Genomic DNA, 24098 nt, shown 5'->3' with positions numbered 1-24098 from the left:
CGGTCGCGTTCGAGAGTCCGGGGCGCCGGGCCGGGGCGGCCACCGAGCACATGTTTCGAGGTCCGCCCGCGTGTCGGGGCCCCGGGCGAGCGGCGGGATGGCGCACACTGCCCTATTTTTTGACAGATGACCGAAAGGCCAGTTTCACCGTGCCGTGCCCCAGCCCCTGATGACTCAGGGTCACTCCAAGAGGGCACCATGTACCGCTCCAGGACCGGACGACCAGCCGCGGGGAGCACCTGATGGCCGGGCCCGAGAACGGGGCGTCGCCCGGGCAGCCGGATGACTCCGATCTGCATGTCCGCCTGCGGACCGAGCTGGGCCGCATGGACGAGCAGATGCGCAGCCTGCTGGACGCCATGGACCGGCTCCAGGGCCTGCTGGACGCGGTGGTCGCCATCACCCGCGAGAACGAGCTGCCCTCGGTCCTCTACCGCATCGTGACCACCGCCATGGACCTGGTGGGCGCCCGCTACGGAGCCCTCGGTGTGCTCGCCCCCTCCGGCGACGAGCTGGAGCAGTTCATCACCGCCGGCCTCACCGAGGAGGAACGGGCCGCCCTCGCGGGAACCGACTTCCCCCACGGCCGGGGCGTCCTCGGCCAGCTGATCCACCACCCCGAGCCGCTGCGGGTCGAAGACATCGCCGCCCATCCGTCCTCCGTGGGCTTCCCGCCCAACCATCCGTACATGGGCACCCTGCTCGGCGTCGCCATCAGCGTCCGCGGCGAGATCTACGGCGACCTCTATCTCTCCGAGCGCCAGGACGGACAGCCCTTCGACGCCGACGACGAGAGCGTGGTCATCGCCCTGGCCGGCGCCGCCGGCATCGCCATCGAGAACGTCCGCCTCTTCGAACGGGTCCGCGAGGGCGCCGAGCAGTTCCAGCGCCTGCTCCTGCCCACCCTGCCCGACCTGCACCCCTTCACCGCCGCCGCGGTCTACCGGCCCGCCGCCGAGCCCAGCCAGCTCGGCGGTGACTGGTACGACGCCATCCCGCTGCCGGGCAATGTGGTGGCGGTCGTCATCGGGGACGTGGTCGGCCACGATCTGCCGGCCGCGGCCGCGATGGCCTCCACCCGCAATATGCTGCGCGCCCTGCTGTTCGACCGGAGCAGCGCGCCCGGCACCATCCTGTCCCAACTGGATCACACCCTTCAGGCCATCACCGAGAACCCCATCACCACCACCACGCTGGCCCGTATCGAACCGGCCGAGGGAGGCTGGCGGCTGTCCTGGAGCACCGCCGGCCACGTCCCGCATCTGCTGCTCGCGCCGGGCCGCCCGGCGGAGTATCTGTTCGCCGATCCCGGGCTGCCGCTGGGCGTCGACCCCGGGCTCCCCCGCCCGGACCACTCCTGCTCCGTGCCGCCCGGCGCCACCGTGGTCTTCTTCACCGACGGCCTGGTCGAACACCCCGACCACCCGATTGACCAGAGCCTCGCCGAACTGATCGAACTCGCCACCGAGTACGCCTCCCTCCCTCTGGACGACTTCGTCCGGGCCCTCGCCGACCACCATCCCAGCGACGGCCACGACGACATGGCGGTCCTGGCCCTGCGCACCCCACCGGCCTGACCCGGCACCGACCCACCCCGGCCCAGGGGACCCGACCCACCACCGACCCGGGCACCACAACCCCGCCGCTCCACCGACGCCACCCGGCCACCCGGCCACCCGGCCACCCGGCCACCCGGCCACCCGGCCACCCGGCCACCCGGCCACCCGGCCACCCGGCCACCCGCGAGTCTGGCCGACCGCTGCCGTGCCATCCGTCGATCGGCTTCGCCCAGCCGCCCGCCGAGCCGACCGATCGCCGATCGCCCGCCTCCGCCCGAGCCAGCCGCCGCCGATCCGGCCGCCCCGGTCCGGCTGCCTGCGCCCCGAGCACAGGCGGTCCAGTCCGCTGCCCCTCGGCCGCCCTCGGTCGTCTCGCGGACCCAGCCTCCGGCCGACCGATGCCTCACCGAAGCTCCCCGACCCGGCCGCCCCCTGCCCTGGAGGATCCCCCGGATACGGCGGATGATGGTGGCCGGGGCGGTTCGATGCGGAGGTCGCCCGATGACGGTCGCGCGGCGTGGAGAACTCCGGCGCGGCGGTGTCGCCGCCCTGGAGATCTGCGCGGTCGCGGCGCTGTACTACGGCTCCGCGGAGCTGGGACTGCTTCAGCAACTGGTGCGCAGCCAGGTCACCCCCTTGTGGCCGCCGACCGGTATCGCCGTGGCGGCCCTGCTGCTGCGCGGTCCGCGGATCTGGCCCGGCATCACGCTCGGCGCGCTGCTGGCCAATCTCTCGCTCGGGCCGTCGTACGCCGCGCTGTTCCTGATCGTCGTGGGCAACACCCTCGCTCCCCTGTGTTCATACGCCCTCCTCAGGCGTGCGGGGTTCCGTCTCGAACTGGACCGGCTGCACGACGCGCTCGCGCTGATCTTCCTCGGCGCCTTCACCGGCATGCTGGTCAGCGCGACGGCGGGCAGTGGGACGCTGGTGCTCACCAACGCCTTGAGCACCGACCGGTTCTGGACGACCTGGTGGGTCTGGTGGACCGGCGACGCGATGGGTGTCCTGGTGGTGACGCCGGTCCTGCTGGTGCTGTGCCGGGCGCGTCTGCCCAGACAGGTGACGCCGTCCCGCTGGGCGGAGGTGCTGCTGCTCCTCGCGGCCACCGCCTGTGTCGGGTTCATCGACACCAGCTCCACCCCCTTGCTCTTCCTCGGTTTCCCGCTGCTGATCTGGGCCGCCTTCCGCTTCCGGCTGGCCGGCGCCGCGCCCGTCGCCCTGGCCGTTTCGACCTTCGCGATCATCGCCGCCAACCACGGCGCGGGTCCGTTCGCCCGGCACGGCATGCTCACCGACATGGTCACCCTCCAGGCCTACAACGGCTCCTCCGCACTGACCGCGCTGCTCGTCGCGGCGGCCGTCAGCGAGCGGGACAGGTCCCAGAAGGAGATCGCGCGGGCCTGTGGTCATCTCGCCGAACTGGTGTCCCGGCTCTCCATCACCGGCACCCAGCCGATACCGCCCGCGGCCGACTCCCGCCCCCGCCGCCGCCCAGGTCTCGGCTCCGGCTCCGGCTCCGCTCCCGATACCGGTACCGATACCGGGGAGGAGCGCCATCACTCCCGCTCGACATACCGACCGGCACCGCCCCCGCACAGACCGGCCGACCCGGGCTGAGACCGGAAGCGCGGCAGGGGTCGTACCGCCCCGCTTCCTCGCCCGAGGGCGAGCGATCAGGCCGTCCTGAGTCTCGGGAAGAGGACCTCCGCGCTGCCCCGGTTGATCGCGTCGAGCCCTCCCGGCTGGTAACCGTCGTAGCCGTCGAGCATCGAGTCGAAGAGCCTGCCGTGTTCCTCCGCGGCGAAGGGCGAGTCGCTGCCGTAGAGGACATGGCCCGGAGCCGCGAAGGCGAGCAGGGAGGGCAGGGCGGAGGGGCTGGCGGAGAGGGCGGTGTCGAAGTAGAAGCGCCGCAGGTCGGCCAGGATGCTCTCGGGCGTGGTGCCGGGGTTGAACTGGGAGCCGAGGGTGAACCGCCAGGCCGCGTAGGGCAGGAAGCCGCCCGCGTGGGAGAGGATCACCTTCATCCGGGTGTGCCGGCCCATCACCCCGTTGAGCGTCATGTGCAGGGCGGTGCGGGTGGTGTCGAAGGGGAAGTCGACCACGGGGCCGGGCATGCCGTCGAGCATGGGCAGTGCCGAGCCGGTGGGGTGGATGAACACCACGGCGCCGCGGGCGTCCAGCTCTTCCCAGAGCGGGGCGAACTCCTTGTCGCCGAGGTAGCGGCCATGGGCGTTGGACATCAGGACCACGCCGTCGGCACGCAGTTCGTCCAGCGCGTACGCGGCCTCGGCGAGCGCGCCGTCCACGTCCGGCAGCGGAAGGCTCGCGAAGAGTCCGAAGCGGTCGGGGCGGTCCTTGACCAGCTCCGCGCCGTACTCATTGACGCTCCGGGCCACCGCGCGGGCCTCCGCGTCGTCGCCGAAATGAGTGCCCGGTGAGCTGACCGAGAGGACACCGGTGGCGATCGAGCGGCGGTCCATCATCGCGATCGCGCTCTCCGCGTCCCACGCGGGCGTGGGCCAGCCCGCGGCCGAGGCGCCATGCCGCTCCATCACCTCCCGATAGGCCCCCGGGATGAGGTGCTGGTGCACATCGATGCGTCGAGAAGCAGCCATCGTCTCTTGCTCTCCTAACATTTAGCCTACTAACGATTGCTTTGCTAAAGTAGCACCCGTGAGTGACAGAAGCAACAACCTTCGCGCCGTCGACCGGGCACAGGACCAGTCGGCGGCGCCCGTCGACATCGGCGCGGAGGAGATCTCCCAGGCCGCCGACGCCCTCTTCTTCGCGATGCGCCGGGCCCGTACGGCCAGCGCGGAGCACTACGGCGGCCTCTCCCTCCCCCAGGTCGCCCTCCTCGAACCGCTGGCCACGGAGCCGGACCTGCCGGTGGGCCGGCTGGCGAGCGGCGCCGACGTCAGCGTCCCGACCGCGACCCGGATGCTCCAGCAGCTGGAGACGAAGGGGATCGTCGTACGCCGCCGCTCCCCCGAGGACGAACGGCGTGTCCTGGTCAGCCTGACCGAGGACGGCGCCGAGCGGCTCGCCGTGCTCCGGGGCCACCTGCGCGAGCGTCAGGCCCGCGCCTACGAGGCGTTCACCCCGGCCGAGCGCGCCCTGCTGGTCACGCTGCTGCACCGGCTCACGGATCTGGTCGCCGACCCGGGCACGAGCTGAGCGCCCGGCCGGTTTGACCGACCCCCCGCCCCGGTTACCCATGGCGCATGATCCCCACCGAGGTCGCCGAGACCCTGCCGGAACTCGTCCCCTTCGCCCGCGCCGTACAGGCGCGGCGGCCCGACGACGGCACCTGGTGCGAGGCGTGGACGGTGCGGGACGTGCTGATCCACCAGACGGGGAACGCCGAGGAACTGGCCCGCGTCCTTGAGGCGTTCCTCGCGGGTACCCCCGTGGAGACCCGGGGCTTTGACCGCGAGGCCCCTTACCACCGGCTGTCCGACGCGGACCTCTGGTCGGCCTTCCTGCGCAACTGCGCGCACCTGACGGACATCGCCGCGGCCGCCGCGCGGGATCTCTCCCCGGACACGGAGATCACATGGACCGGCCGGACCGTGACGGCCCCCTTCTTCGCCGAGCACATGCGCGAGGAGTTGATCCTGCACCGCTGGGACCTGACCGGCGACGACCGTACGGCCGTACGAGCGCTCGACGAGCCCTGGATGACGGAACACAGCGTCGTCTCCGTCGGCCGTCCCCTGCTGGCCCGGGGCCGCGCCGATCTGCGTCTAGCCGACGACGAACGGCTCGAAGCCCGGCTGCGCACCCCCGGCACGGACGACATCGTGCTGACCGCCGACGCCGACGGCGCGAGCATCCGTCTGGCCGTCCCGGAAGGGCCCGCCGCCATCGAGAGCGACGCGGCCACCCGGCTCCTCCTGCTGTGGGGCCGCCGCCCCGCCGACCCCTCCCGCTGGCACAGCGCCGCGGGCCCGACGACCCTGCGCCGGGTACGGACCCTGCTGGGCGGCTACTGACCGCCGCTGCCCCAGCGGTCCGCGGACCGGCGACCCGGTACCGAGGCTCGCCTCGGTATCCGTACGCCCACGCCCGTATCGCGACGGCCCGGCCCTCGAAGGGGACGAGCGACGCCGCGCCCCTGGACTCGTCGGCCGGGCCGGTCCAGCGGGTCGTTCACGGTCGCTTGCGTGAGCTCCATGACGGACAGTGAAGCGCACGGCACTGACAACCCGGCACGTTACTGCTCGGTAATGAGTGTGGGCAGCTTGCGCATGTCGTGGAAGACGACGGTGTCAGGTCCCGCGAGCCGCTCGGCGGGCGTCAGTCCCCCGGCGTACCCGAACGCACGCATCCCCGCGGCGCGCGCGGCCCGCACGCCCGGTCCGCTGTCCTCGACCACCGCACAGGCGGCCGGCTCGACTCCCATGCGCCGGGCGGCGTGCAGGAACAGATCCGGCGCGGGCTTGCCGCGGGCGACCTCGGTGGCGCTGTAGATACGGCCCGCGAAACGGTCGTACAGTCCGGTACGGCCCAGGGTGTGCCGCATCTTGTCATGGGACCCGCTGGAGGCCACGCACGTCGGCAGCGTGATCGCGTCGAGGGCCTCCACCAGCCCTTCCACGGGCGCGAGTTCGGCGTCGACGGCCGCGCGGTGCAGCTCTTCGAAGCGCTCCGACCAGAGGGCGGCGGTCCGCGCGCCCAGCCGGTCGGCGACCTGCTCGCGGATCGCGGCGTGCGAGCGGCCGATGAATCGGCCGACGACTTCGTCCTCGCTCAACGGCCAGCCCAGTTCGGCGCCGAGGGCGATCTGGAGGCGGGCGGCGATGCGCTCGCTGTCGACCAGTACGCCGTCGCAGTCGAATATGACGAGCTCAATCGGCTTGATCATCCGGGCAGCATAAGCGCCCGCCCGGCGTGCTGCCCTTCTCTTCCGAAGAGGTAGCACGCCGGGCCTGGTGTCCAGTTGTCGTGGCGCTACTTGTCCGAGCCCGGGTCCGTCCCCCGTGCGGATCTGGCCTCGAACCCCCCGCGCGTTCCCCGACCGCTGGTTCCCCTCATCACCGTTCAGCAGATGTGAAGCGAGAGCGAGCCGGCCGAGATGATTCCGCCGTCTCGGTCGTCCTTCTCCCTTTGATCCTCCTCCATTTGATCCTCCTCCAGTTGATCCTCGACGCGGTCCAGCAGCGCCTCCCAGCTCACCGGATCAATCTCTCTCGGTGGCTGCCGAGTCGGCGCCCGGCATGCCTCCGCCGCCTGGCGGAGTAGTTCGAATGTTGGATACATCCCGCGTGTTCCCTCCCGAGGTGCGTGGGTGACCCTTGTCGTTCTCCGGGTCGCTAGGACCCAACCTGGGCTCACGGGAGGCGACGTGTGGGCCCCCTCCCGTGAGCCCGAGTAGCGGCACTAGCTCGTCACGTCGCCCAGTACCTCGTCGTAGATCGTTTCCTTGTAGGGCTCCAGGGCCTTGCACACGTCCTTGAACCGGCGGCCCACCGTATGCCGGTCGATCCTGAGGCACCGCGCGATCTCCGCCTGGCTGAGGCCCTCGACGATCGCGAGCCTGCCGACCGGGTACAGCCGGTCCGTCAGCTTCTCGGTGAGGAACCGGTCGATGGCCTTGAGGCGGACCTGCCGCGCGTGCTCCCCCTCGTCCGCCTCGACCGGCACCTCGGGGAACTCGCGCACCGGGGAGGAGAGATCACGGTCCCTGCCGCGCACCGCGTCCGCGATGACATCCCGCATGACCTTGCGCGCGAAGGCCCGTCCGCCGTCCCGCCGGTCCAGGGCGAAGTCCGGCCGCGACCAGGCGCGCACCAGCTGGAGCACGCAGCTCTGCACCAGGTCCTCCAGCATGTACTGCATGCGCGCCTTGCGCACCATGCCTTCGAGGTACGGCTTCAACCGCTCCAGTTCCTCGACCTGTTCGGCCGTCAGCCGTCGGCGGGGCTTGGGCTCCGGGGCGGGACGGGCGCCGGGGACGGGGCGCGGCGGGGTACTCGGTGGGGTACCCGGCGGGGTACTCGGTGGGTCGTTCGGCACCGTCGGCCCTCGAACATCGGGGGCATTGCGCATAGGGACCAGTCCTTCCCGTCGGTCAGCCAACTCATCACCGGCCTGCGGCAGTTCACCGCTTCATTCATCCATGCCGTGGCACGGAGCCGGTGCGGTGCGTTTTCGGACCACGAGTTCGAGCGGCCGGGCGCTCAACTCAGTACCTGGAGAACGAAAGCCGCCACACCTACGCCCACGAGCAGGGCGACCCCGAGGGGCGGGGCGAGGAAGGCCACACAGGTGACCAGTCCCGCGACGACCAGGATCAGCAGGGCGCGTTGAAGCTTCTGGACGGGGTCCATTCGGCTGCTCCCAGGGGCAGTTACGGCGCCGGTCCTGTACCGGCGCGACCGGCGGGCCGCCGGTTCACCGGTACAGGCCGCGCGGTCGAAACCCCGAGGGAGCGTGGTGCGCGGTGACCATCGTCACCCCGTGCGGCGCGCCTAGTGCACCCCGCCTCCAGAGAAGGAAACGGGAAACAGCATCGATCGCCTTGTCCGTCCCCGCGTCGCTGCCGCACGCTTTCGTGCAGCGCCGATCCGGCCCGGGCGGAGGGGCTTTGGAGGATTCCGTGGCACACCCGTCCACCGGTTTCGGCGAGGAGCTGCGCAAGCGCCGGCTCGCCGCCGGACTGAGCCTGACCGCCCTGTCCGGCGAAGTGCACTACAGCAAGGCGCAGTTGAGCAAGGTCGAGCGAGGCATCAAGGCGCCCGGTCATGACCTCGCCCGGCTGTGCGATGCCGCGCTCGATGCCGACGGGGAACTGATCGCCCTGGCGCCCAAGAGCGAGGCCAACGCCCTTGCCGAGCCCGAGCCGGGCCATGTCGAAGAGGAGGACTGGATCATGGAGTTGTCGCCGGACGGTCCCAACCGGTTCCATCCCCTGGGACGACGTCAGGTGATGGGCGCCGGTGTCGCCTCCCTGATGACCTGGCGCGCCGACAGTGCGGGCCCGGCGACCCCGGGCGCGGGCGCGGGCATGCTGGAGGCGTCCCGCTCGCTGTTCACCCACTACCGAAGACTCGGCCAGACCGTGGCGCCCGGGCTTCTGCTGCCCGTGCTGATCGCCCAGACGCACACGCTGCGGGAGCTGTCCGCGCAGTCCGACACCGCCACCCGCCGCCAACTCCTCGCGCTGGGCTCGCGATACGCCGAGTACGTGGGCTGGCTGGTGCAGGAGACCGGGGACGAGCAGGCCGCCCTGTGGTGGACACGGCGCGCGGTCGATCTCGCGGCGGCCGGCGGCGATCAGGCGCTGGCCGGATACGCGCTGGTCCGCAGGGCTCTGGTCACGCTGTACCGGGACGACGCCGAGGAGACCGTCGCCCTCGCCCGCCGGGCGCAGAGCGGCACGCTGCCGCCCCGGATCCGCGGGCTGGCCGCCCAACGCGAGGCCCAGGGGCATGCGTTGGCGGGCGACCGCACCGCCTGTCTGCATGCCCTGGACCGGGCCCGTGAGCTGCTCGCCCGCCATGAGAGCGACACCGACGAGCCGGTCATCGGCACCATGCACCTGCCCGACTCCGTCGCCATGGTCAGCGGCTGGTGCCTGGTCGACCTCGGCCGGCCGAAGGAGGCGGGCGAGGCGCTCGACGGGCAACTCGCCCTGGTCGGACCGGACGCGGTGCGCACCCAGGTGCGGTACGGAGTGCGCCGTGCCCTCGCCTATGCCTGCGCCGGGGAGATCGATCACGCCTGCGCCCTCGCAGAGCCGCTGCTCGACGGCGTCGCCGCCGTGCGCTCGGCGACCGTCATCACCGATCTGCGCCGTCTCACCCGGGTGCTCGCCCGCCACGCCGATCACCCCGCCGTACGCCGACTCGGCCCGCGGCTCGGCACGTTGACCCGTCCGTCCACTTCCTGAAGGAGTCGCCATCATGCACGAGGTCTTCATCAACTACCGCACAGGGGACGGGGACAAGACCGCCGCGCTGCTCGACGAGGAGCTGAAGCGCCGGTTCGGCCGGGACCGGATCTTCCGGGCGTCGAGGTCCATCATTCCCGGCGACGCCTTCCCCGAGAAGCTGCTGACCACGGTGCGCCGCACCTCCCTCCTGCTGGCTGTCGTGGGGCCTGACTGGACCAACTTCCGAAGCAAGCTGAACGATCCGGAGGACTGGGTGCGCAAGGAGATCGAGGAGGCGTTCGCCTGCGAGGCCCTCGTCGTGCCCGTCCTGGACGGCCGCAAGACCAACCGGCTGAGCAGGGCCGACCTGCCGGAGGCGCTGGCACGCCTCGCCGATCTCCAGTCGGTCCCCTTCGACACCCAGGACGCCGAGACCGGCCTGCGGCGCGTCGGCGATATCGTGGCCGATCTGGTCCCCGGCCTGACCGACCTGGACAAGGCGGCCAAGGCCGAGGAGGGCCGGTCGGCGGGCTCCGTCACCAACTCCATCGACGACATGAGCGGAACGGCCGTACAGAGCCGCGACTTCACCGGAGACGTCGGCGGCACCGTCGTCAAGGACGCGCGCGGCCCCGTGCACACGGGCGGCGGCGACATCTACCAGAACTCCCGCCATGTCTCGGGCGGCCGGCATTTCTCCGGCAGCGGGATGACGTACTTCGAGGGCGACAACCACGGCGGGATCCAGCACCGTCACGACGCGGCCGACCGGCGCGAGGACGACGGCCGGTGAGCCAGAACAACCACACCAGTGTGGGGAGTTCGCACTTCACGAACACGGGTGACGGCGACGTCCATATGCATCTCAACACCGAGCCGCAGGACACGCGCCGAACCGCTTTCCGGAGCGTCGCGGACGACCAACTCCGCTGGCTACGGCGGGTGCTGGTGGCTCCTGGCAACATGGGTGAGGCCCGCGCCACCCTCGCCGAGACCGGCACGGTCATCCTGGACGGCGTCCCGGGCAGCGGCCGTACCTCCGCCGCCCAGGTGCTCCTGCGCGAGTACCACCGGGACAGCGGCGTCTACAACGAGCTACTGCCCGATGATGACGAGCAACTACCGCTTCGTGACGCGGAGTTGGTCGGCACGGGCGATCGTCTGCTGCTCGATCTGTCCGACCCGGCCCGGTGGTCCGCGTACCGGGGCGATCTCTCCACCCTCCGCAAGACCGTGCACGAGCGGGACGCGCACCTCGTGGTCGTCATGCCGCACGACGACACCCTCGACGCCGGCCTCCAGCCCTTCCGGGTCGAGATCGCACGGCCCCCGGGCCCGTACGTGCTCAAGCGGCATCTGCGCACGCACGGGCTGCCGTACGCGGAGTACGTCCGTCAACTCGATCCGGAGTCCGAGAAGTTCATCGACCGCTGCCCGATGCGGGAGATCGCGCACTTCGCCGACCGGATCCGGCGGGCCCGTGAGTCCGCCCGGCCGGGTGTGGGGTTCGGGCACTGGTGCGCGACCGCGAGGAAGGCGCGGCACGACCGGCACAAGGAGGCCGCTCAGCTTGTCGCCGGGTCGACCGAGGCGCCCGCACGCGCGCTTCTGGTCACCGTCGCCCTCCTCCACGAGGCGCACGCCGATGTCGTCCACCACGCGGCGGCCCTCCTGCTCAAGTCCCACGGTCCCGGGCCGGATCAGGCCCCGCTGCTCCAGCACATGGACCTCGCACAGCGGCTCAAGGGCATCAAGGCGGGCACGGATCCCGGCGGATGTGTGCGCTTCGACGAGCTGGACCACGACTCCGCGGTCCGCGCGCACATCTGGGACCACATGCCCGACCTGCGCCCCCACCTCGGCGCTTGGGCCGCGAACGTCGTGGACATCGCCGATCCGCATCTCACCCCGGCCGTCCGTGACGAACTGGTGGCGCGGCTGGCCGGGGAGTACCTGCGGACCGGGCGCCCGGAGGGGATCGCGTCGCTGGCCGTGAACTGGAGCACCCCGGCGGCGGGCCAACGGCGCCTGGAAGCCGCGGTGCACGCGCTCGCCTGCGGGCTCAACCATTCGGCGTACGCCGGGGGTTTCCGCGAGCGGATCTACCAGTGGTGCCGCGACCACCGGCTCACGGACGAGTTCGCCCAGGTGCTCGTCCAGGTGTGCGCGGACGTCCTCGCGCCCACCCAACCCGACATGGCCCTGACCCGGCTTTTCCACCTGGCCCGTCGCGAACACGGCACCACCCGCGCCCGGGACGCGCTGCGCGAACTGGTGGGCAAGAGCGGACGGCTCCACCGCAGGCTGCTCGACCGTCTCACCCGGTACGACCCCACGCCCTCCGATCTCGCCGTGTTCCTGCACGTCAGCGACCCGGAGCTGCTGACGGACCCGGCCCGCGCGGCGGAGGACGGGGTACGGCGCCCCCTGACCGCCTGCTGGCACGCGGTCCTCACGGAGTTGCCCCGCTCGACCTGGCAGCCGTACGCGGAGCACTGGTTCCACTGCGCCGAACCCGCCGGAGAGGTGCTGCTCGATCTGCTCGTCGGCGCGGCGGGGCGGAGCGAGGAGCGGCGCGGGGAGTTGTTCGCCGCGCTGTACACCGCCGCGCGCGCCGCCGAACGTACGGCTCCGGGGGGACCCGTGCGCGCCGCCGGGACGACCGAACTGCTGCTGCACAAGATCGGCGCGGCCCAGGGCCTCGGCCCGGCCGGCCCGCCACCGTCATCGACCAGGGGGACCCGACCGTGACGACCGCGCGCAAGACGACGACCGTCTTCCTCACCATTCTCTGCGCCCTGCTGCTGACCATCCTCGGCCTGACCGAACGGTGGCCCGCGTGGATCTGGGCGACGCTGGCCGCGCTGCTCGTCGTCGTGCCCGCCGCCGCCATGAAGATCGCGGCGGCGCGTCGTGGGCCGGTGCCGGTCGTCTTCGAGGAGCAGCTCACGGCACCGCCCGTCGAACGTACGGACTGCCAGGTGAGCCAGGTCGCGCTGCCCAGCCTCTGGGAGGACTACGACTTCGTCTTCTCGGCGACCGTACGGTGGTATCTGGTGGAGTCGCCGGGCCGCGCACCCGTCCTCAACCCCGCGGGGCTCGCCGCGGAGACGGTGCTGAACCGGGCCCGCGCGCTCACCGAGAAGCGTGAACCGGGCCTCGCCTCGCTCGTGCAGCACGAACTCGGCGGGCTGCTCAGCCGGATGTTCCCCGACACCACGGGGCAGCTCCAGGCCATGGCGGAGAACGTCAGCCTCACCCTGCGCCCGCAGGACCAGGAGCGGCTGGACCGGCTCGCCAAGGTGCGCAAGGACAAGGCGGTCTGGGAGCACCAGCGCACGTACGAGCAGAGCAAGCGGCAGTATCTGGGCGAGGATGTGCTCAAGGACACCGGGAGCGCGGTGGTCTGGTGGCTCGCCAAGAACGACGAGCACGTGGAGAAGACGGTCGCCGACCTCGGTCTGCTCGCCCAACTCACGTCCGCGGCCAATGACTCGGAGATCCCCGAGCGTCTTCAGGAACTCCTGTCGCCTCCCCAGTACGACGAGCCGGTCCCCTCTGACGCCTTCGCCGGATCTCCGGAGCACCGGTCGGCGGCGGATCACCTCTCGGACCTCTTCGAGTCCATGGGCTTCCCTGAGGAAGATCCCCGACGGGCCATGCTGGCGGCCCAGTTCGCCCACCTCATCAAGGAGCAGAACCGGTACGAGACGGCCGAGGAGGTGCTGCGCCGTTTCGCGCCGCCGGAGCCGGAGGACGACGCGGCCTAGACCGCCCAAGAGGCGTGCCACCCAGTCCGCTTGGGGATCAGGGCACGCCTCGCGCTCGGTTCGGATTCCGGCCCGCCGCCGCACAGGTGCACGGCCGAGGCGAGCCTTCTCACCTTCCATGAGTAGGCTGCGGTCCCGTTCCGTCGAATCTGTCATGCCCATTTGAAAGGCCGCAGTTGAGCACACCACCGTCGTATCCCGACCCCCGGCAGGCGCCGGGGCCTTACCAGCAGGCGCCGGGGCCGTATCAGCAGCCGCAGGCGCCGGGGGCGTACGCCCAGGTGCCGGGAGCGTACGCCCCCGCGCCGGGGCCCTATGCGCAGCCGGGGCCGGCGCAGTACGCGCCCCCGGCCGCTCCGGGGCCGTATCAGCAAGCCCCCGTTCCCGGCCCGTATCAGCAGCCGCAGGCGCAGGCGCAGCCGTACGGCGGTGGGATGCCGGTCGGTGGGGTGATGCAGGCATGCCAGCTGTGCGGGACCGGGCCCGCGGCGCAGGTCACGGTGCGCGGGCATCAGGGCATTCTGATCATCATGCGTTCCCTGCGCCGCCGGGGGACGATGTGCCGTCCCTGTGCGCTGGCGACCTTCCGGGAGATGCAGGCCAACACCATGGTGCAGGGGTGGTGGGGGCCGATGTCGATGATCATCACGCCCATCACGCTGCTGATCAACCTGGGCGCCCTGTCCACGATCCGCCGTATTCCGGAGCCGGTCGTGGCCGGGCACCGGCCTCCGCTGAACCCGGGCAAGTCGGTGTTCAAGCGGCCGCAGGGCATCCTCGGGCTGATCCCGCTGTGCGCGGTGCTCGGGATCGTGCTGCTCGCCGTCATCGGTATGGCGGCCGGGTAGGGAGACGACGACAGCGCTGCGGCACCGGCCGTGCGGGCCGGTGCGTTACGCACCGGCCCGCCTTCCGTAGGGGTCGTAGGGATCGTTGGGGTCGTTGGGGTCGTTGGGGTCGTAGCGGTTCGGATGTGTCAGTGGCGCCTGGTACGACGCCTACGGCCGAGGTAGACGGCCGCCGCGCCCGCGCAGAGCAGCAGGGCGACGAGGGAGAGGATCCTCCCCATGTCGGCCATGCCGGTGCTGGCGAGGGGGCCGCCGCCGCCCTGGTCGGTGCCGCCCGGGGCCGGGCCGGTGGACGGCTCGGCGGACGGCGGGGTCGAGGCCGGGGGTGTGGCCGGGGGCGTGGTCGTCGGCGGGGGTGAGGTCGGCGGGGTCGCCTTGGGGATGTACACACCGGCGTCGATGGTGTGGTCGACACCGCCCGGCTTCGCGGGTGCGGTGACCGGCGCCCGGCCGCTGCACAGCTGCCCGGTGGTCGGCGGGGTCACGTTGGAGTCATGGGCCCGGTCGGTGCCGACGCGCGGGAGGGTGAACCGCAGGGCGTCGGCGGCGGGTTGACCCGGGACCCCGCTGGTGTCGGCCGTGCACACGTCGAACTGCACGGTGTACTTCGCGCCGGGTGTCAGCTGATAGTCCGCGCCGACCCCGCCGAAGTAGTACTCGCCGTCGGCATCGGTCTTCGTCGTGGCGACCTGTTTGCCGTCGGCGTCCAGCAGGTTGATGGTCGCGCCCGGCAGCAGCACCTGCCCGGCGTCCTGGATGCCGTTGTGATCGCCGTCGTACCAGACCACGTTGCCGATCTGGATCGGCGCGTTCGCCGCGGCGTACGCGATGTCGCCGAGGCCGCCGGCCTTGCCGAACCCGTTCTGGTTCGGGCCGATGAACTGATAGGCGTTGGCGGCCGGGTCGTTGCCGGGCCCGGCGCCGGTGGTGATGTCGTAGTAGCCGGTGCCGTCGGTGATGACGTTGCCGGTCGGGTCCATCTGCGTGCTGACGACCCACTGCTGCTGCGGGATGTAGGCGACCGAGCCCAGCGAGGACTCCTGGTGCGGTCCTGGCTGGGTCGCCGAGCCGCCGTTCGGGAAGAAGTCGCCCGGGAAGTACTCGACGACGCCCGGCGCCTCGGCGCCGTCGACGGCGGGAGCCGCGTGGTTCGGGCAGGCGCCGGTGCCTTCCCAGTCATAGCCGCCGGTGGGCTTGGCGCAGGCCATGTTGATGTCGCCGCCGGACATGCCGTTCTCGGCGTCGTCGTTCGACGGCCTCGGGTCGAGCCCGCCCCAGCTGACGATGTCCATGAACCGGTCGCGGAAGCCGAGGACCATCGAGCCGTCACGGGCGAAGGCCATGGAGGCCAGCTCCGGCTGCGGGTCGATCATCGTGTTGTTCACCTTGAAGCTGTCCCAGTCCTTCAGGCTCCCGTTCCACGGGTTCCAGAAGTGGACCTGCGGGAAGGCGGCGTCGCCGCTGAGCACATTGCCGCGCTCGTCGGTCAGCGCGTGGGTCAGCACCGGGGTGAACCGTTTGCCGTCGTAGGCGTAGACGACGGCCTTCAGATCGTCGCGCTTCTGCGTGCTCTCCGCGTCGCACACCCCGCCGACGTACAGGGTGTTGTCGTGGGTGGTCAGTCCGAAGGGCCGCCAGTCGCCGGACGCCGCGCAGCCCGGGTCCGGGATCGGCACGGTCGCCCGGGGCGCCGAGGCGGACCCGTCGGTCGTGCCGGTCGCGTCGAAGCTCACCAGCGACCGGGTGCGCAGGTTCACCGCGTACAGCGTCGAGCCGTCCTCGGAGAGGGCAAGGCCGCCGATGCTCTCCTTGCCGGGCGCGTCGGTGAAGCCCGCGTCCTTGATCAGGCGGGCGGTGTCGTGCGGGGTGACCGAGGCGCCCGGCACCTTCGCGAACAGCTTCGGGGCGCCCCCGCCGCCGGCCGGCACGGTGTAGATCGCATCGCCGCCGTCCGGGCCGTACTTGGTGTACCGCCGGGCGAACTCCGCCTGGAAGAGCCGCTGTCGGTCCTTGTCGTAGGCAAGCCCGAACGTGGTGCCCACCTGGTCCTGGGTGTCGAGTACGTCCGGACACGCCGTCTTGTCCGGGCAGTTGCCGCGGGCGCCCGTGCCGAAGGCCACCAGCGCCCGGGTGTCCGTACCGCTGCCGCCGTTCTGGACCGGCACGAAGTACCGGGAGTCCGGCAAGGCGTAGTCGGCCGCGTCCCAGACGCCGGTGATCACCGAGGCGTCCTTGCCGCCCGAGACGTCCACGAACGAGGTGAAGCTGTCGAAGTGGTTCGCCGCCGTCGAGGCCGGCGCCGCCCGCAGATAGTCGCTGTAGGGCGCGGGGACGCTGACGTCGACGCGGTACCGGCCGCCGGACAGCCCCTTGTCCGAGGGGTCCGAGGGCTGGACGACGACCTTTCCGGTGGCGTCGGTGACGCCGTTGACATGGTGTCCGGCGGGGTCGGTGACGTCGACCTTCATGCCCCGTTGCGGGACGTCCATGGTCGTGTTGATGACACCGGTTCCGAAGAAGTCCCGCAGTGTCTCGACGGTCAGTGTGCCGTCGGAGGTCGAGGCGCCGGCCTGCCCGGCGCCTGTCGCGATCGTACCGGTGGCGCCGCCCATCAATAACAGACTGGACAGCCCCACCCGCAGCAGCCTACGTAATGGCATCGCATTCCTTTGCGTTGTCTGCGTCGTCGCCCTACTCGGCAAATTGACGGCAACCCCCGCTGGGAGCGTACAAGTTGACGGCGCGTCACATGACCGGAACGGGAAAAGCGAAGACACATCCGCGGCAGCTGTTAGCATCGCGCCGCGTGCGGACCAAGGGAATCAGGCAGGGAATCGGGCGGAGAATCGGTCAGAGAATCGTGCGAGGTCTCCGGCGGGGCACGGCGGACGGGCGCCGCCGATGGCCGCGACCGGCCCGGGCCGCGGGCGCGCTCGCCCTCGTGGCCGCCGCGGCGACGACGTTCTTCCTCATCGGCGACGGCACCGGCGGCGGTGAGCCGACCGTTCGGCGCGCGCTGACGTCGGACGAGGCGAACCGGCTCGCCGTCACACGCTTCCTCAACTACCAGGCGGGCGGCCGCGCGGTGACGATCACCGTGCCGAGTTCCGCGGGCGGCCTTGTCGTCACCGGGTCCGTCGACTACCGGGCCGGGATCGGGTACGGGGTGGTGCGTGGCGCCGGGCGCGACGCGTCCGGCGACGGGCTGATCCAGTGGACGGCCGCCACCGTGCTCGCCCACCCCATGACCGACGTCCCGGCCACGGCACCGCCCGCGCCGCCCGCGTCCGGCTGGTACCGCCGCCCGCTCCAGAAGTCCGGCAGCTCGCTGGACAGTTCGCTGGCCATCGCGCTCGGTCTGGGCAGCGACCGCCCGGACAACGCGGAGCTGCTGCCGCAGAACGGCGCGGCGATGGTCGGAAAGGACAAGATGGGCGGTCATTCGGTGGAGATCATGACCGGGCCGAACGCGCATGCGAAATCTGGTACTTCGGTCGACGTCGGACCCAATACCGGGGAATCCGTGCGGTATTGGATCGGTGCGGACGGGACCATGTATCGGGTGCGGGCCAGTGTGGCTTCCGAGTCGCAGCCGGTGGACATTGATTTCGACACCCGGAAATACGTTCCCGTGCGGCCCGTGCCCTGGGCCACTTCGGCCGGGTAGCGGGCGGCGGGGGTAGCCCCGTCGGGGGGCGGGGCCGCCGCGTCCGCCCCCCGTCATTCAGGAGGTCCGCACCCGGGCTCCGGTGGCGAGCAGGGACGTCGGCGGCAGCGGGATGTCCGCGAGGTCCGGGAGCGCCGGTACGGCGGGCACCTGGGTGGCGCCGGTGGTCGTGGCATTCGGGAACTGCGGCTGCGGGGCGGGCGCGGCCACCTCGGTGAACGGGATGCCTCCGGGCCCCGCCGGTGCCGTCCAAGTACCGGATGGCGAGGGTGTGTTGGCTACGGCAGGACACGTCGCCGTCGCCGCGAGCCGCGCGGGCACGGTCGTACGTAGCGCGTTGCCGTGCAGGCAATTGCCCTTGCCGTGTGTGGCGGTGGGGAAGGTCCAGCCGACGTCGACGCCGTTGGCGGCGAAGATGTTGTCCGTGATGCGGTTGCCGTCGGGCGGTACGTCGGCGGTCGCGGTGATCACGAAACCGGCGTTGGTGTTGCCGGTGATCCGGTTGCGCAGGAACCGGTTGTCGCTGCCGCCGTCGACACCGATGCCGATCCCCCAGCCGCCGTCGGCCTGTTCGGGGGTCCGGGGCTGCTGGTTGTCCGCGATCAGGTTCCCGGCGACGACCGCGCCGCGCTGCGGGAGCAGCTTCTCCTGGTGGTCGGAGTCGGTGGTCAGGCCGACGCGGTTGCCGACGAGGCGGTTGCCGACGACGTACATGTCGCCGCTCGCGTTGGTGCCCTCGTACCCGACCGCGTTGAGCTCGGCGATGTTGTCCCGCACCACGACACGGCAGGGCTTGCACTGTCCGACATAGATCCCCGAGTCGGCGCCGCCCGAGGCGTAGGAGTGCTCGATGACGCCGTTCTGGGCGGAGAACGCGTAGATGCCGTACAGCCCGTTGCGGGTCGCGGTCACGTACGAGACCAGGAACGACTTCAGGAAGGTGACCGGCTCGTCTCCCGTGTCGTAGCCGCCGTTCCGCCCCGGCAGTCCGGCGACCGCCGCCGCCGAACCGGTCACCAGCACCCCGTTCTGCGTGTTGTTCGCCACGGTCAGGTTCTCCACGGCCACCCCGGGCGCCGCCACGACGACACCGTTCGGCTGCCGCAGCCGCCCGTCGATGACGACCTTGTCCCGGGAGGCGCCGCGCAGGGTGACGCGGGGCGTCCTGATCCGCACCGACTCGTGGTAGACGCCGGGGGCGACCAGCACCAGGTCACCGGGGTGGGCCAGGGACACCGCCGCCGAGATGGACGGGGCGTCGGCGGGCACATGGATCGTCACCCGCGCGCCGTCCGGTCGCCGGCCCTTGCCCGATCCGCCGTCACCACCGCCCTCGCCACCACCGCAACCGGTCACGAGCGCCAGCGCGCCGAGTACTGCCGCCGCCATCAGGCGAAGAGCTAATCGAGGCATGATCCCAGTCTGGCACGATGGCGAATTCCGCACCGGAATAGGGGACTTGAGCCACCCGGGCGTTTCGGGTGTGGCACCCTGCACCCCATGCACCGAGCCGATCACCGCCCGTCACGCCGCGCGTTCCTCGATGTCACCGGCGCCATGATGGCCGCCGGTCTCACCGCCGGGTGCACGGCGGACTCCATCGGATCGGGGCGGCACGGTGCTTCCGCGACGGCTGTCCCGGCTTCGGCCCCCGCTCCGGTCCCGGCTCCCGCTCCGGTCCCGGCGCAGGGTCGGCAGCAGGCGGGGGTCACGCTCCCCCGACCGGCCCAGGGCAATCTGCTGGTCGTGGTCGCCGACCTCGGTACGACCGTGTCCGCCGGTCCGTTGCTGGCCGAACTCGGCGCGTCCATCCGTACGTTGACGGCCGGGACCGATCCCGGGCTGCTGGGGCTGCCGCCGGGCGACCTCACCGTGACCGTCGGCGTGGGTCCCCGGCTGGTGCGCGCGGCCGGTGCCGCGCTGCCCGGCGCGACCGACCTGCCGCGGTTCTCCCGCGAGCGGATCGCCCCCGGGGCGCGCGGCGGCGACCTGCTGATCCAGATCTGCGCGAGCGACCCGCTGGTCGTCCCGGTCGCCGCCGCCGCGCTGCTGGACCGGGCCGGCGACCGTCTCCGGGAACGCTGGCGGCAGTCGGGGCGCCGCGGTACGAACGTGCCGGTCGGCGCGGATCTCGCCGCGCCGCGGAACCTGCTGGGCTTCATCGACGGCATCGTGGGTCCGCACACGGCCGCCGAACAGCGCCGCGACCTGTGGCTGACCGGGCCGTCCGCGGTGGCCGGGGGCACCCTGGCCGTCGTACGGCGCATGGAGCTGGACCTGCCGCGGTTCGCCGCCCTGTCCGTCGCCGAGCAGGAGGCGGTCTTCGGGCGGCGCCGGGCGAGCGGGGTCCCGCTCTCCGGCGGCGCCGTCGGCTCGGGTCCGGATCTCGGTGCCAAGACGCCCGACGGCCGCTATCTGGTCCCCGCGGACGCCCATGTGCGCAGGGCACACGCCAATGTGGTCGGCACCGGCCTCATGCTCCGCCGCTCCTACAGCATCGAGGAGCCCGCCCCCGGTCTGCTCTTCATCAGCTTCCAGAACGACCTGCGGACGTTCACCGCCACGCTCACGCACATGGACGCCGCCGACGCGCTGCTGGACTTCACGACGACGACGGCCACCGGGACGTTCCTGATCCTGCCCGGGTTCGATCGTCAACGCCCGCTGGGGGCGGGGTTGTTCGGTGGACACGGGTGACGCCGTGCCACGCCGCGGTCACACCGACGTCGCTGCGGCCAAGCGGCGTTGACGCGGTCGCACCGGCGTGGGCCCGGAGCATGGCACCCACGCCGGTGCGGCCTTGGTACGTGACGGGCCCCCAGCCCGCCACGCGGCTCAGAAGTCGTCCGCGCCGTTGCGGAGTTCGGGGGTCCAGTAGCCGGTGAGGGCCTTCGCCGGGTCGACGGCGATGCCCGCGCTCCCGGGCGCGGTGACGGCGATGACCGTCGGGTCGCCCGCGAGCATGACGGAGAACGCGGTCACCGGCTCGTTGTTCTCCTCGCGCCCGCCGTCCGACAGCTTGACCAGGGCGTAGGCCGGGTCGCCCGCCGCGAGCACGACCGGTGCCTCCGGCTTGCTCTTGGCGACGGCCGGCACGTCCTGCTTGTGGCTCTCCAGGAACTGGATGTGCGGGAAGCCCGTCAGCCGGCAGGAGTGGCGGGAGGTGTTCTTCGCCGTGAGCACGATGTGGGTGTACGGCGGGCCGTCCTGCGTGGCGGCGGTGATGTGCACGTCCCCGGCGGCGCAGACCGGGGTGGAGGCGGACGCCTGCTCACCCGAGGCGCCGGAGGAGCCGGAGCCGGACGAGCCGGAGGCCTTGGCGGAGCCGCCGCTGCCAGTGGAACCGGCCGAGCCCGAGGAGCCGTTCGAGCCCGAAGAGCTGCCCGAACCCGCCGAGTTGGTCGATCCCGTCGTACCGGACGCGTCGGTCGCCTTGCCGCTCGGCGACTGCGCGTTCGCCGACGTGCCGGACGTGGGCGCCGAGTTGGTGTCGCCGTCGCCCTGGCAGGCGGTGAGGGACAGGACGAGGGCCGTGCCCGCGGCGGCGAAGAGGGCGGTGCGGTGGAGCGTGTTCATGGAGATTCCCCCGATGAGTGGTGAAGGACCGAGGCGCGGTGGATCCGGCCGAGGTCGTGCTGTGCGTGTTCCGTGGTTCTCCTCGCCCTGGCCCGGCCGCTAGTCAGGCGGCAGGGTGCGCGCGAAGTCGTACGGCGGGTGTGCGAAGCCGGGCGACGGGGTGCCCGCGAACTCGCCGGGACCGGCGTGCGCGCGGCCCGGCGACTCGGTGGTCCGTGCCCTGCGTCGAGTTCACCACCCCCGGCCCCGGCGTCCCATGCGGTTCCACCGGCGGAACTGTCGTCCGCCATACTTCTGCCGGGGGCTCGCGTCCGGACGGGCCCGGACGGTCAGGGGACTTCGACGGTGCGCGACGGCACGCCTCACACGGGAGACTTCGGGCAGCGGCTGCGCGATCTGCGGACCCGCGCCGGGCTGAGCCAGGAGGCTCTCTCGCACGCCGCCGGGGTGAGCGTGCGGGCGCTGGCCGACATGGAGCGCGGGCGTACCCGAGGACCGCAGCGCCGTACGGTCCAGGTTCTCGCCGAGGCCCTGGGTCTGGACGCCGCCGAGGCGGCCGAGCTGGAGAGCTCCGCCGCCGTGGGCCGTCCGCGCCCCCGCACCGCCACCGGCCCGGCCGCCACCGGCACCCTGGCGCTGCCCCGCGACATCAAGGACTTCACCGCCCGCGGCCCGGCCCTCGCCCGGCTGCTGGAGCTGGCGCGGGACACCGGTCCCGACCGGCCGGGGGTCACCGTGGTCGCCGGTCAACCCGGCCTGGGGAAAACCGCGTTCGCGGTGCACGCCGCGCACCGTCTCGCCCCGCACTTCCCGGACGGGCAGTTCGCGCTGGACCTGCACGGCATGGATCCCGAGCCGACCACGCCCCGGGACGCGCTCGCCCGGCTGCTGGGCGCGCTGGGCGTCGCCGACGCCGCGATACCGGCCGGCACCGACGACCGCGCGGGCCTGTGGCGCTCCATGACCGGCGACCGGCGGATGCTCCTGCTGCTGGACAACGCCGTCGACGAATCCCAGGTCGGTCCGCTGCTGCCCGGCACCGGACCGGCGCTGACCATCGTCACCAGCCGGCACTCCCTGGCGGGTCTGGAATCCGTCCACCGCACCGATCTGGCCCTGCTGCGGCGCGAGGAGGCGGTCGAGCTCCTGACCCGCATCATCGGACCGGAGCGGGTGCGCGCGGAGGCCCAGGCCGCGCGCGACCTCGCCGACCTGTGCGGCCAGTTGCCGCTGGCCGTGCGGATCGCCGGGCAACGGCTCCTCGGCCGCCCGCACGAACGCCTGAGCAAGCTCGTCGCCCGCCTCGCCGCCGAGGGCCGCCGACTGGACGGGCTCCAGGCCGGAAGCCTGCGGGTGCGCGCCGCGTTCGCCCTCTCGTACCGCCAACTGACCCCGGACGCACGGACGTTCCTGCGCCGTGCCGCACTGGCCGCCGGGGCGGACTTCAGCCCGGAGACCGGCGCGCTGCTGGCCGGGCTCGCCTACGACGACGCCGTCGCCTGCGCCGAGGAACTGACCGACGCCGGGCTGCTGCAGAGCGACGCCACCGCCGAGCGGTACCGCTTCCACGATCTGCTCAGGCTCTACGCGGCCGAACAGGTCGCGATCGAGGACGGCCCCGAGATCCGTGACGCCGCCCTCGACCGGACCACGCGGTGGATGCTGCGCCGGGCCACCGCCGCCGCGCTGCACTTCGACGTGGAGCACGAGGCAAGCCCCCCGGGCGGTGCGCCGGACGGCGACCCCGACCCGGACGGCGACCCCGACCCGGACGGCGACCCCGCCGGGCGGGAGGAGGCGCGGGCCTGGCTGGAGGCCGAGCGCGCCCAGTGGCTGGCCGCGCTGCGCCGGGCCCACGACACCGGGCGTCACCGGCAGGTCCTGGACGCGGCGCAGGCGATGCACTGGTTCTCCGACCTCAACCAGCACTGGGAGCAGTGGGTGGAGGTGTTCCAGCGCTCCGCCGACTCCGCGCGCCTGCTGGGCAGCAGACGGGACGAGGCGATCCACCTCAACTACCTCGCCTGGTCCTACAACATGTGCGTGCACGACCCCCACAACGCGCTGACCGCCGCCGACGCCGCGCTCGCGGCGGCCCGCGACTGCGGGGACGGCCTTCAGGAGGGCTGGGCGCTCGGCTACGGCGCGGGCGCGCTGCACCGGCAGGGCCTGGTGCCGCAGGCACAGGCCCGGCTGCGCGCGGGGGCCGACTGCCTGGCCTCGCAGCACTCCGCGCAGGCCCGGCTGGCCGAGCTGACGATCCTCAACTCCCTTGGCACCGTGCTCCGTCAGGCCGGTCAGCCGGTGGAGGCCCTGGAGGCGCACCGCCGCAGTGAGCGGATCTGCCGCGCGGGGATCCCGGGCCGTACGGACGAGCTGATCGCGCTGTACCACGCGGTCGCCCGCCAGCAGATCGGCAACGACCTGGCCGCCCTGGAGCGCTGGCCCGAGGCCGAACCCCCGCTCCGCCAGGCCCTCACCGCCTTCGAGACCGCCCAGATGCCCGCGTGGGCCGGACCCGCCCGCCTCGATCTGGGCCATGTCCTGAGCGCGTTGGGCCATCCGGAGGCCCGGGCGACCCTCCTCGCCGCGCGCGAGGACCTCACCGCTCTCCGCAGTCCGCGCCAGGCGGAGGCCGCGGCGGCGCTGTCGGCCTTGGAGGAGGCCACGGCCGCGAGGTGAGGCGCGGCCGGTCGGCGGAACCGCTGAGGGTGCCCAATTCTTGGGCGGCGACCGCTCGTTGTGGCGGGCGGCTTCGTCGCGACGACCGACCGTGACGTCATCCAAACGTTTGATCCAATG

At 72.3% G+C, this 24098-nt stretch carries 20 protein-coding genes; 12 read left to right on the top strand and 8 right to left on the bottom strand.

The window, feature by feature from the left end; all coding sequences use genetic code 11:
* Positions 1-242: 242 nt before the first annotated feature.
* On the top strand, positions 243-1577 hold the full coding sequence (locus tag ACLF5H_RS35465; protein ID WP_421680109.1) for a PP2C family protein-serine/threonine phosphatase: 1335 nt from the start codon (positions 243-245) through the stop codon (positions 1575-1577).
* A gap of 483 nt (positions 1578-2060) precedes the next feature.
* Positions 2061-3176 carry an MASE1 domain-containing protein gene (locus ACLF5H_RS35460; protein ID WP_421680108.1) on the top strand — a complete coding sequence of 372 codons (1116 nt, stop codon included), beginning with the start codon at positions 2061-2063 and terminating at the stop codon, positions 3174-3176.
* A gap of 56 nt (positions 3177-3232) precedes the next feature.
* On the opposite strand, the gene ACLF5H_RS35455 is transcribed toward ACLF5H_RS35460, so the two are convergent.
* On the bottom strand, positions 3233-4174 hold the full coding sequence (locus ACLF5H_RS35455) for an amidohydrolase family protein (protein ID WP_421680107.1): 942 nt from the start codon (positions 4172-4174) through the stop codon (positions 3233-3235).
* A 58-nt stretch (positions 4175-4232) separates the two neighbouring features.
* Here ACLF5H_RS35455 and ACLF5H_RS35450 point away from each other — a divergent pair, with 58 nt between their 5' ends.
* Positions 4233-4736, top strand: coding sequence for a MarR family winged helix-turn-helix transcriptional regulator (locus ACLF5H_RS35450; RefSeq protein ID WP_421680106.1), 504 nt, complete (start codon positions 4233-4235; stop codon positions 4734-4736).
* A gap of 47 nt (positions 4737-4783) precedes the next feature.
* The gene (locus ACLF5H_RS35445; protein ID WP_421680105.1) at positions 4784-5554 is read left to right on the top strand and encodes a maleylpyruvate isomerase N-terminal domain-containing protein; all 771 of its coding nucleotides are present in this window, start codon (positions 4784-4786) and stop codon (positions 5552-5554) included.
* Between the two features lie 221 nt (positions 5555-5775).
* Here ACLF5H_RS35445 and ACLF5H_RS35440 read toward each other — a convergent pair whose 3' ends face one another.
* From ACLF5H_RS35440 to ACLF5H_RS35425, 4 genes are all read right to left on the bottom strand, one after another.
* The gene (locus ACLF5H_RS35440) at positions 5776-6426 is read right to left on the bottom strand and encodes an HAD family hydrolase (protein ID WP_421680104.1); all 651 of its coding nucleotides are present in this window, start codon (positions 6424-6426) and stop codon (positions 5776-5778) included.
* Between the two features lie 176 nt (positions 6427-6602).
* A complete protein-coding gene (locus tag ACLF5H_RS35435) occupies positions 6603-6737 on the bottom strand; it encodes a hypothetical protein (RefSeq protein ID WP_421680103.1) in 135 nt (44 codons plus the stop codon).
* 204 nt (positions 6738-6941) lie between these two features.
* On the bottom strand, positions 6942-7610 hold the full coding sequence (locus ACLF5H_RS35430) for a sigma-70 family RNA polymerase sigma factor (protein ID WP_421680102.1): 669 nt from the start codon (positions 7608-7610) through the stop codon (positions 6942-6944).
* A gap of 131 nt (positions 7611-7741) precedes the next feature.
* The gene (locus tag ACLF5H_RS35425; RefSeq protein WP_421680101.1) at positions 7742-7891 is read right to left on the bottom strand and encodes a hypothetical protein; all 150 of its coding nucleotides are present in this window, start codon (positions 7889-7891) and stop codon (positions 7742-7744) included.
* A 269-nt stretch (positions 7892-8160) separates the two neighbouring features.
* Here ACLF5H_RS35425 and ACLF5H_RS35420 point away from each other — a divergent pair, with 269 nt between their 5' ends.
* The 5 genes from ACLF5H_RS35420 to ACLF5H_RS35400 all read left to right on the top strand — a co-directional run bounded on the left by ACLF5H_RS35420 (position 8161) and on the right by ACLF5H_RS35400 (position 14053).
* Positions 8161-9453: a helix-turn-helix domain-containing protein gene (locus ACLF5H_RS35420; RefSeq protein ID WP_421680100.1), complete on the top strand. Its 1293-nt coding sequence runs from the start codon at positions 8161-8163 to the stop codon at positions 9451-9453.
* A 13-nt stretch (positions 9454-9466) separates the two neighbouring features.
* Positions 9467-10228 carry a TIR domain-containing protein gene (locus tag ACLF5H_RS35415; RefSeq protein ID WP_421680099.1) on the top strand — a complete coding sequence of 254 codons (762 nt, stop codon included), beginning with the start codon at positions 9467-9469 and terminating at the stop codon, positions 10226-10228.
* Positions 10225-12186, top strand: a complete 1962-nt coding sequence (locus ACLF5H_RS35410; protein WP_421680098.1) for a hypothetical protein — start codon at positions 10225-10227, stop codon at positions 12184-12186. Before ACLF5H_RS35415 ends, ACLF5H_RS35410 begins: the two co-directional genes overlap by 4 nt.
* The gene (locus tag ACLF5H_RS35405; protein ID WP_421680097.1) at positions 12183-13205 is read left to right on the top strand and encodes a hypothetical protein; all 1023 of its coding nucleotides are present in this window, start codon (positions 12183-12185) and stop codon (positions 13203-13205) included. The genes ACLF5H_RS35410 and ACLF5H_RS35405 overlap by 4 nt, the downstream gene beginning before the upstream one ends.
* Before the next feature lie 434 nt (positions 13206-13639).
* A complete protein-coding gene (locus ACLF5H_RS35400; protein WP_421680096.1) occupies positions 13640-14053 on the top strand; it encodes a hypothetical protein in 414 nt (137 codons plus the stop codon).
* A gap of 128 nt (positions 14054-14181) precedes the next feature.
* Here ACLF5H_RS35400 and ACLF5H_RS35395 read toward each other — a convergent pair whose 3' ends face one another.
* Positions 14182-16713: an SdrD B-like domain-containing protein gene (locus ACLF5H_RS35395; protein WP_421680095.1), complete on the bottom strand. Its 2532-nt coding sequence runs from the start codon at positions 16711-16713 to the stop codon at positions 14182-14184.
* A 200-nt stretch (positions 16714-16913) separates the two neighbouring features.
* Between ACLF5H_RS35395 and ACLF5H_RS35390 the strand changes: the two genes are divergently transcribed.
* Positions 16914-17720: a hypothetical protein gene (locus ACLF5H_RS35390; protein ID WP_421680094.1), complete on the top strand. Its 807-nt coding sequence runs from the start codon at positions 16914-16916 to the stop codon at positions 17718-17720.
* A 57-nt stretch (positions 17721-17777) separates the two neighbouring features.
* Here the strand turns inward: ACLF5H_RS35390 and ACLF5H_RS35385 are convergent, their stop codons facing one another.
* Positions 17778-19133, bottom strand: coding sequence for a right-handed parallel beta-helix repeat-containing protein (locus ACLF5H_RS35385; protein ID WP_421680093.1), 1356 nt, complete (start codon positions 19131-19133; stop codon positions 17778-17780).
* Positions 19134-19220: 87 nt separating this feature from the next.
* Here ACLF5H_RS35385 and ACLF5H_RS35380 point away from each other — a divergent pair, with 87 nt between their 5' ends.
* A complete protein-coding gene (locus tag ACLF5H_RS35380) occupies positions 19221-20417 on the top strand; it encodes a Dyp-type peroxidase (RefSeq protein ID WP_421680092.1) in 1197 nt (398 codons plus the stop codon).
* A 138-nt stretch (positions 20418-20555) separates the two neighbouring features.
* On the opposite strand, the gene ACLF5H_RS35375 is transcribed toward ACLF5H_RS35380, so the two are convergent.
* Positions 20556-21296: a DUF4232 domain-containing protein gene (locus ACLF5H_RS35375; protein ID WP_421680091.1), complete on the bottom strand. Its 741-nt coding sequence runs from the start codon at positions 21294-21296 to the stop codon at positions 20556-20558.
* Between the two features lie 345 nt (positions 21297-21641).
* Between ACLF5H_RS35375 and ACLF5H_RS35370 the strand changes: the two genes are divergently transcribed.
* Positions 21642-23978 (top strand): helix-turn-helix domain-containing protein, encoded by a 2337-nt coding sequence (locus ACLF5H_RS35370; RefSeq protein ID WP_421680090.1) that lies wholly within the window; start codon positions 21642-21644, stop codon positions 23976-23978.
* Positions 23979-24098: the final 120 nt, after the last annotated feature.

Origin of the sequence: Streptomyces sp. LaBMicrA B280, from assembly GCF_049222185.1 — a bacterium.
GTDB classification, from domain to species: Bacteria; Actinomycetota; Actinomycetes; order Streptomycetales; family Streptomycetaceae; genus Streptomyces; species Streptomyces murinus.
Note: the sequence above shows the minus strand (reverse complement) of the source record. Positions and strands in the feature narration are given on the sequence as shown.

Coding starts and splice junctions, on each gene's coding strand:
- ACLF5H_RS35465 (WP_421680109.1), top strand. CDS start 243: ATGGCCGGGCCCGAGAACGGGGCGTCGCCCGGGCAGCCGGATGACTCC.
- ACLF5H_RS35460 (WP_421680108.1), top strand. CDS start 2,061: ATGACGGTCGCGCGGCGTGGAGAACTCCGGCGCGGCGGTGTCGCCGCC.
- ACLF5H_RS35455 (WP_421680107.1), bottom strand. CDS start 4,174: ATGGCTGCTTCTCGACGCATCGATGTGCACCAGCACCTCATCCCGGGG.
- ACLF5H_RS35445 (WP_421680105.1), top strand. CDS start 4,784: ATGATCCCCACCGAGGTCGCCGAGACCCTGCCGGAACTCGTCCCCTTC.
- ACLF5H_RS35440 (WP_421680104.1), bottom strand. CDS start 6,426: ATGATCAAGCCGATTGAGCTCGTCATATTCGACTGCGACGGCGTACTG.
- ACLF5H_RS35430 (WP_421680102.1), bottom strand. CDS start 7,610: ATGCGCAATGCCCCCGATGTTCGAGGGCCGACGGTGCCGAACGACCCA.
- ACLF5H_RS35425 (WP_421680101.1), bottom strand. CDS start 7,891: ATGGACCCCGTCCAGAAGCTTCAACGCGCCCTGCTGATCCTGGTCGTC.
- ACLF5H_RS35415 (WP_421680099.1), top strand. CDS start 9,467: ATGCACGAGGTCTTCATCAACTACCGCACAGGGGACGGGGACAAGACC.
- ACLF5H_RS35400 (WP_421680096.1), top strand. CDS start 13,640: ATGCCGGTCGGTGGGGTGATGCAGGCATGCCAGCTGTGCGGGACCGGG.
- ACLF5H_RS35395 (WP_421680095.1), bottom strand. CDS start 16,713: ATGCCATTACGTAGGCTGCTGCGGGTGGGGCTGTCCAGTCTGTTATTG.
- ACLF5H_RS35385 (WP_421680093.1), bottom strand. CDS start 19,133: ATGCCTCGATTAGCTCTTCGCCTGATGGCGGCGGCAGTACTCGGCGCG.
- ACLF5H_RS35380 (WP_421680092.1), top strand. CDS start 19,221: ATGCACCGAGCCGATCACCGCCCGTCACGCCGCGCGTTCCTCGATGTC.
- ACLF5H_RS35375 (WP_421680091.1), bottom strand. CDS start 21,296: ATGAACACGCTCCACCGCACCGCCCTCTTCGCCGCCGCGGGCACGGCC.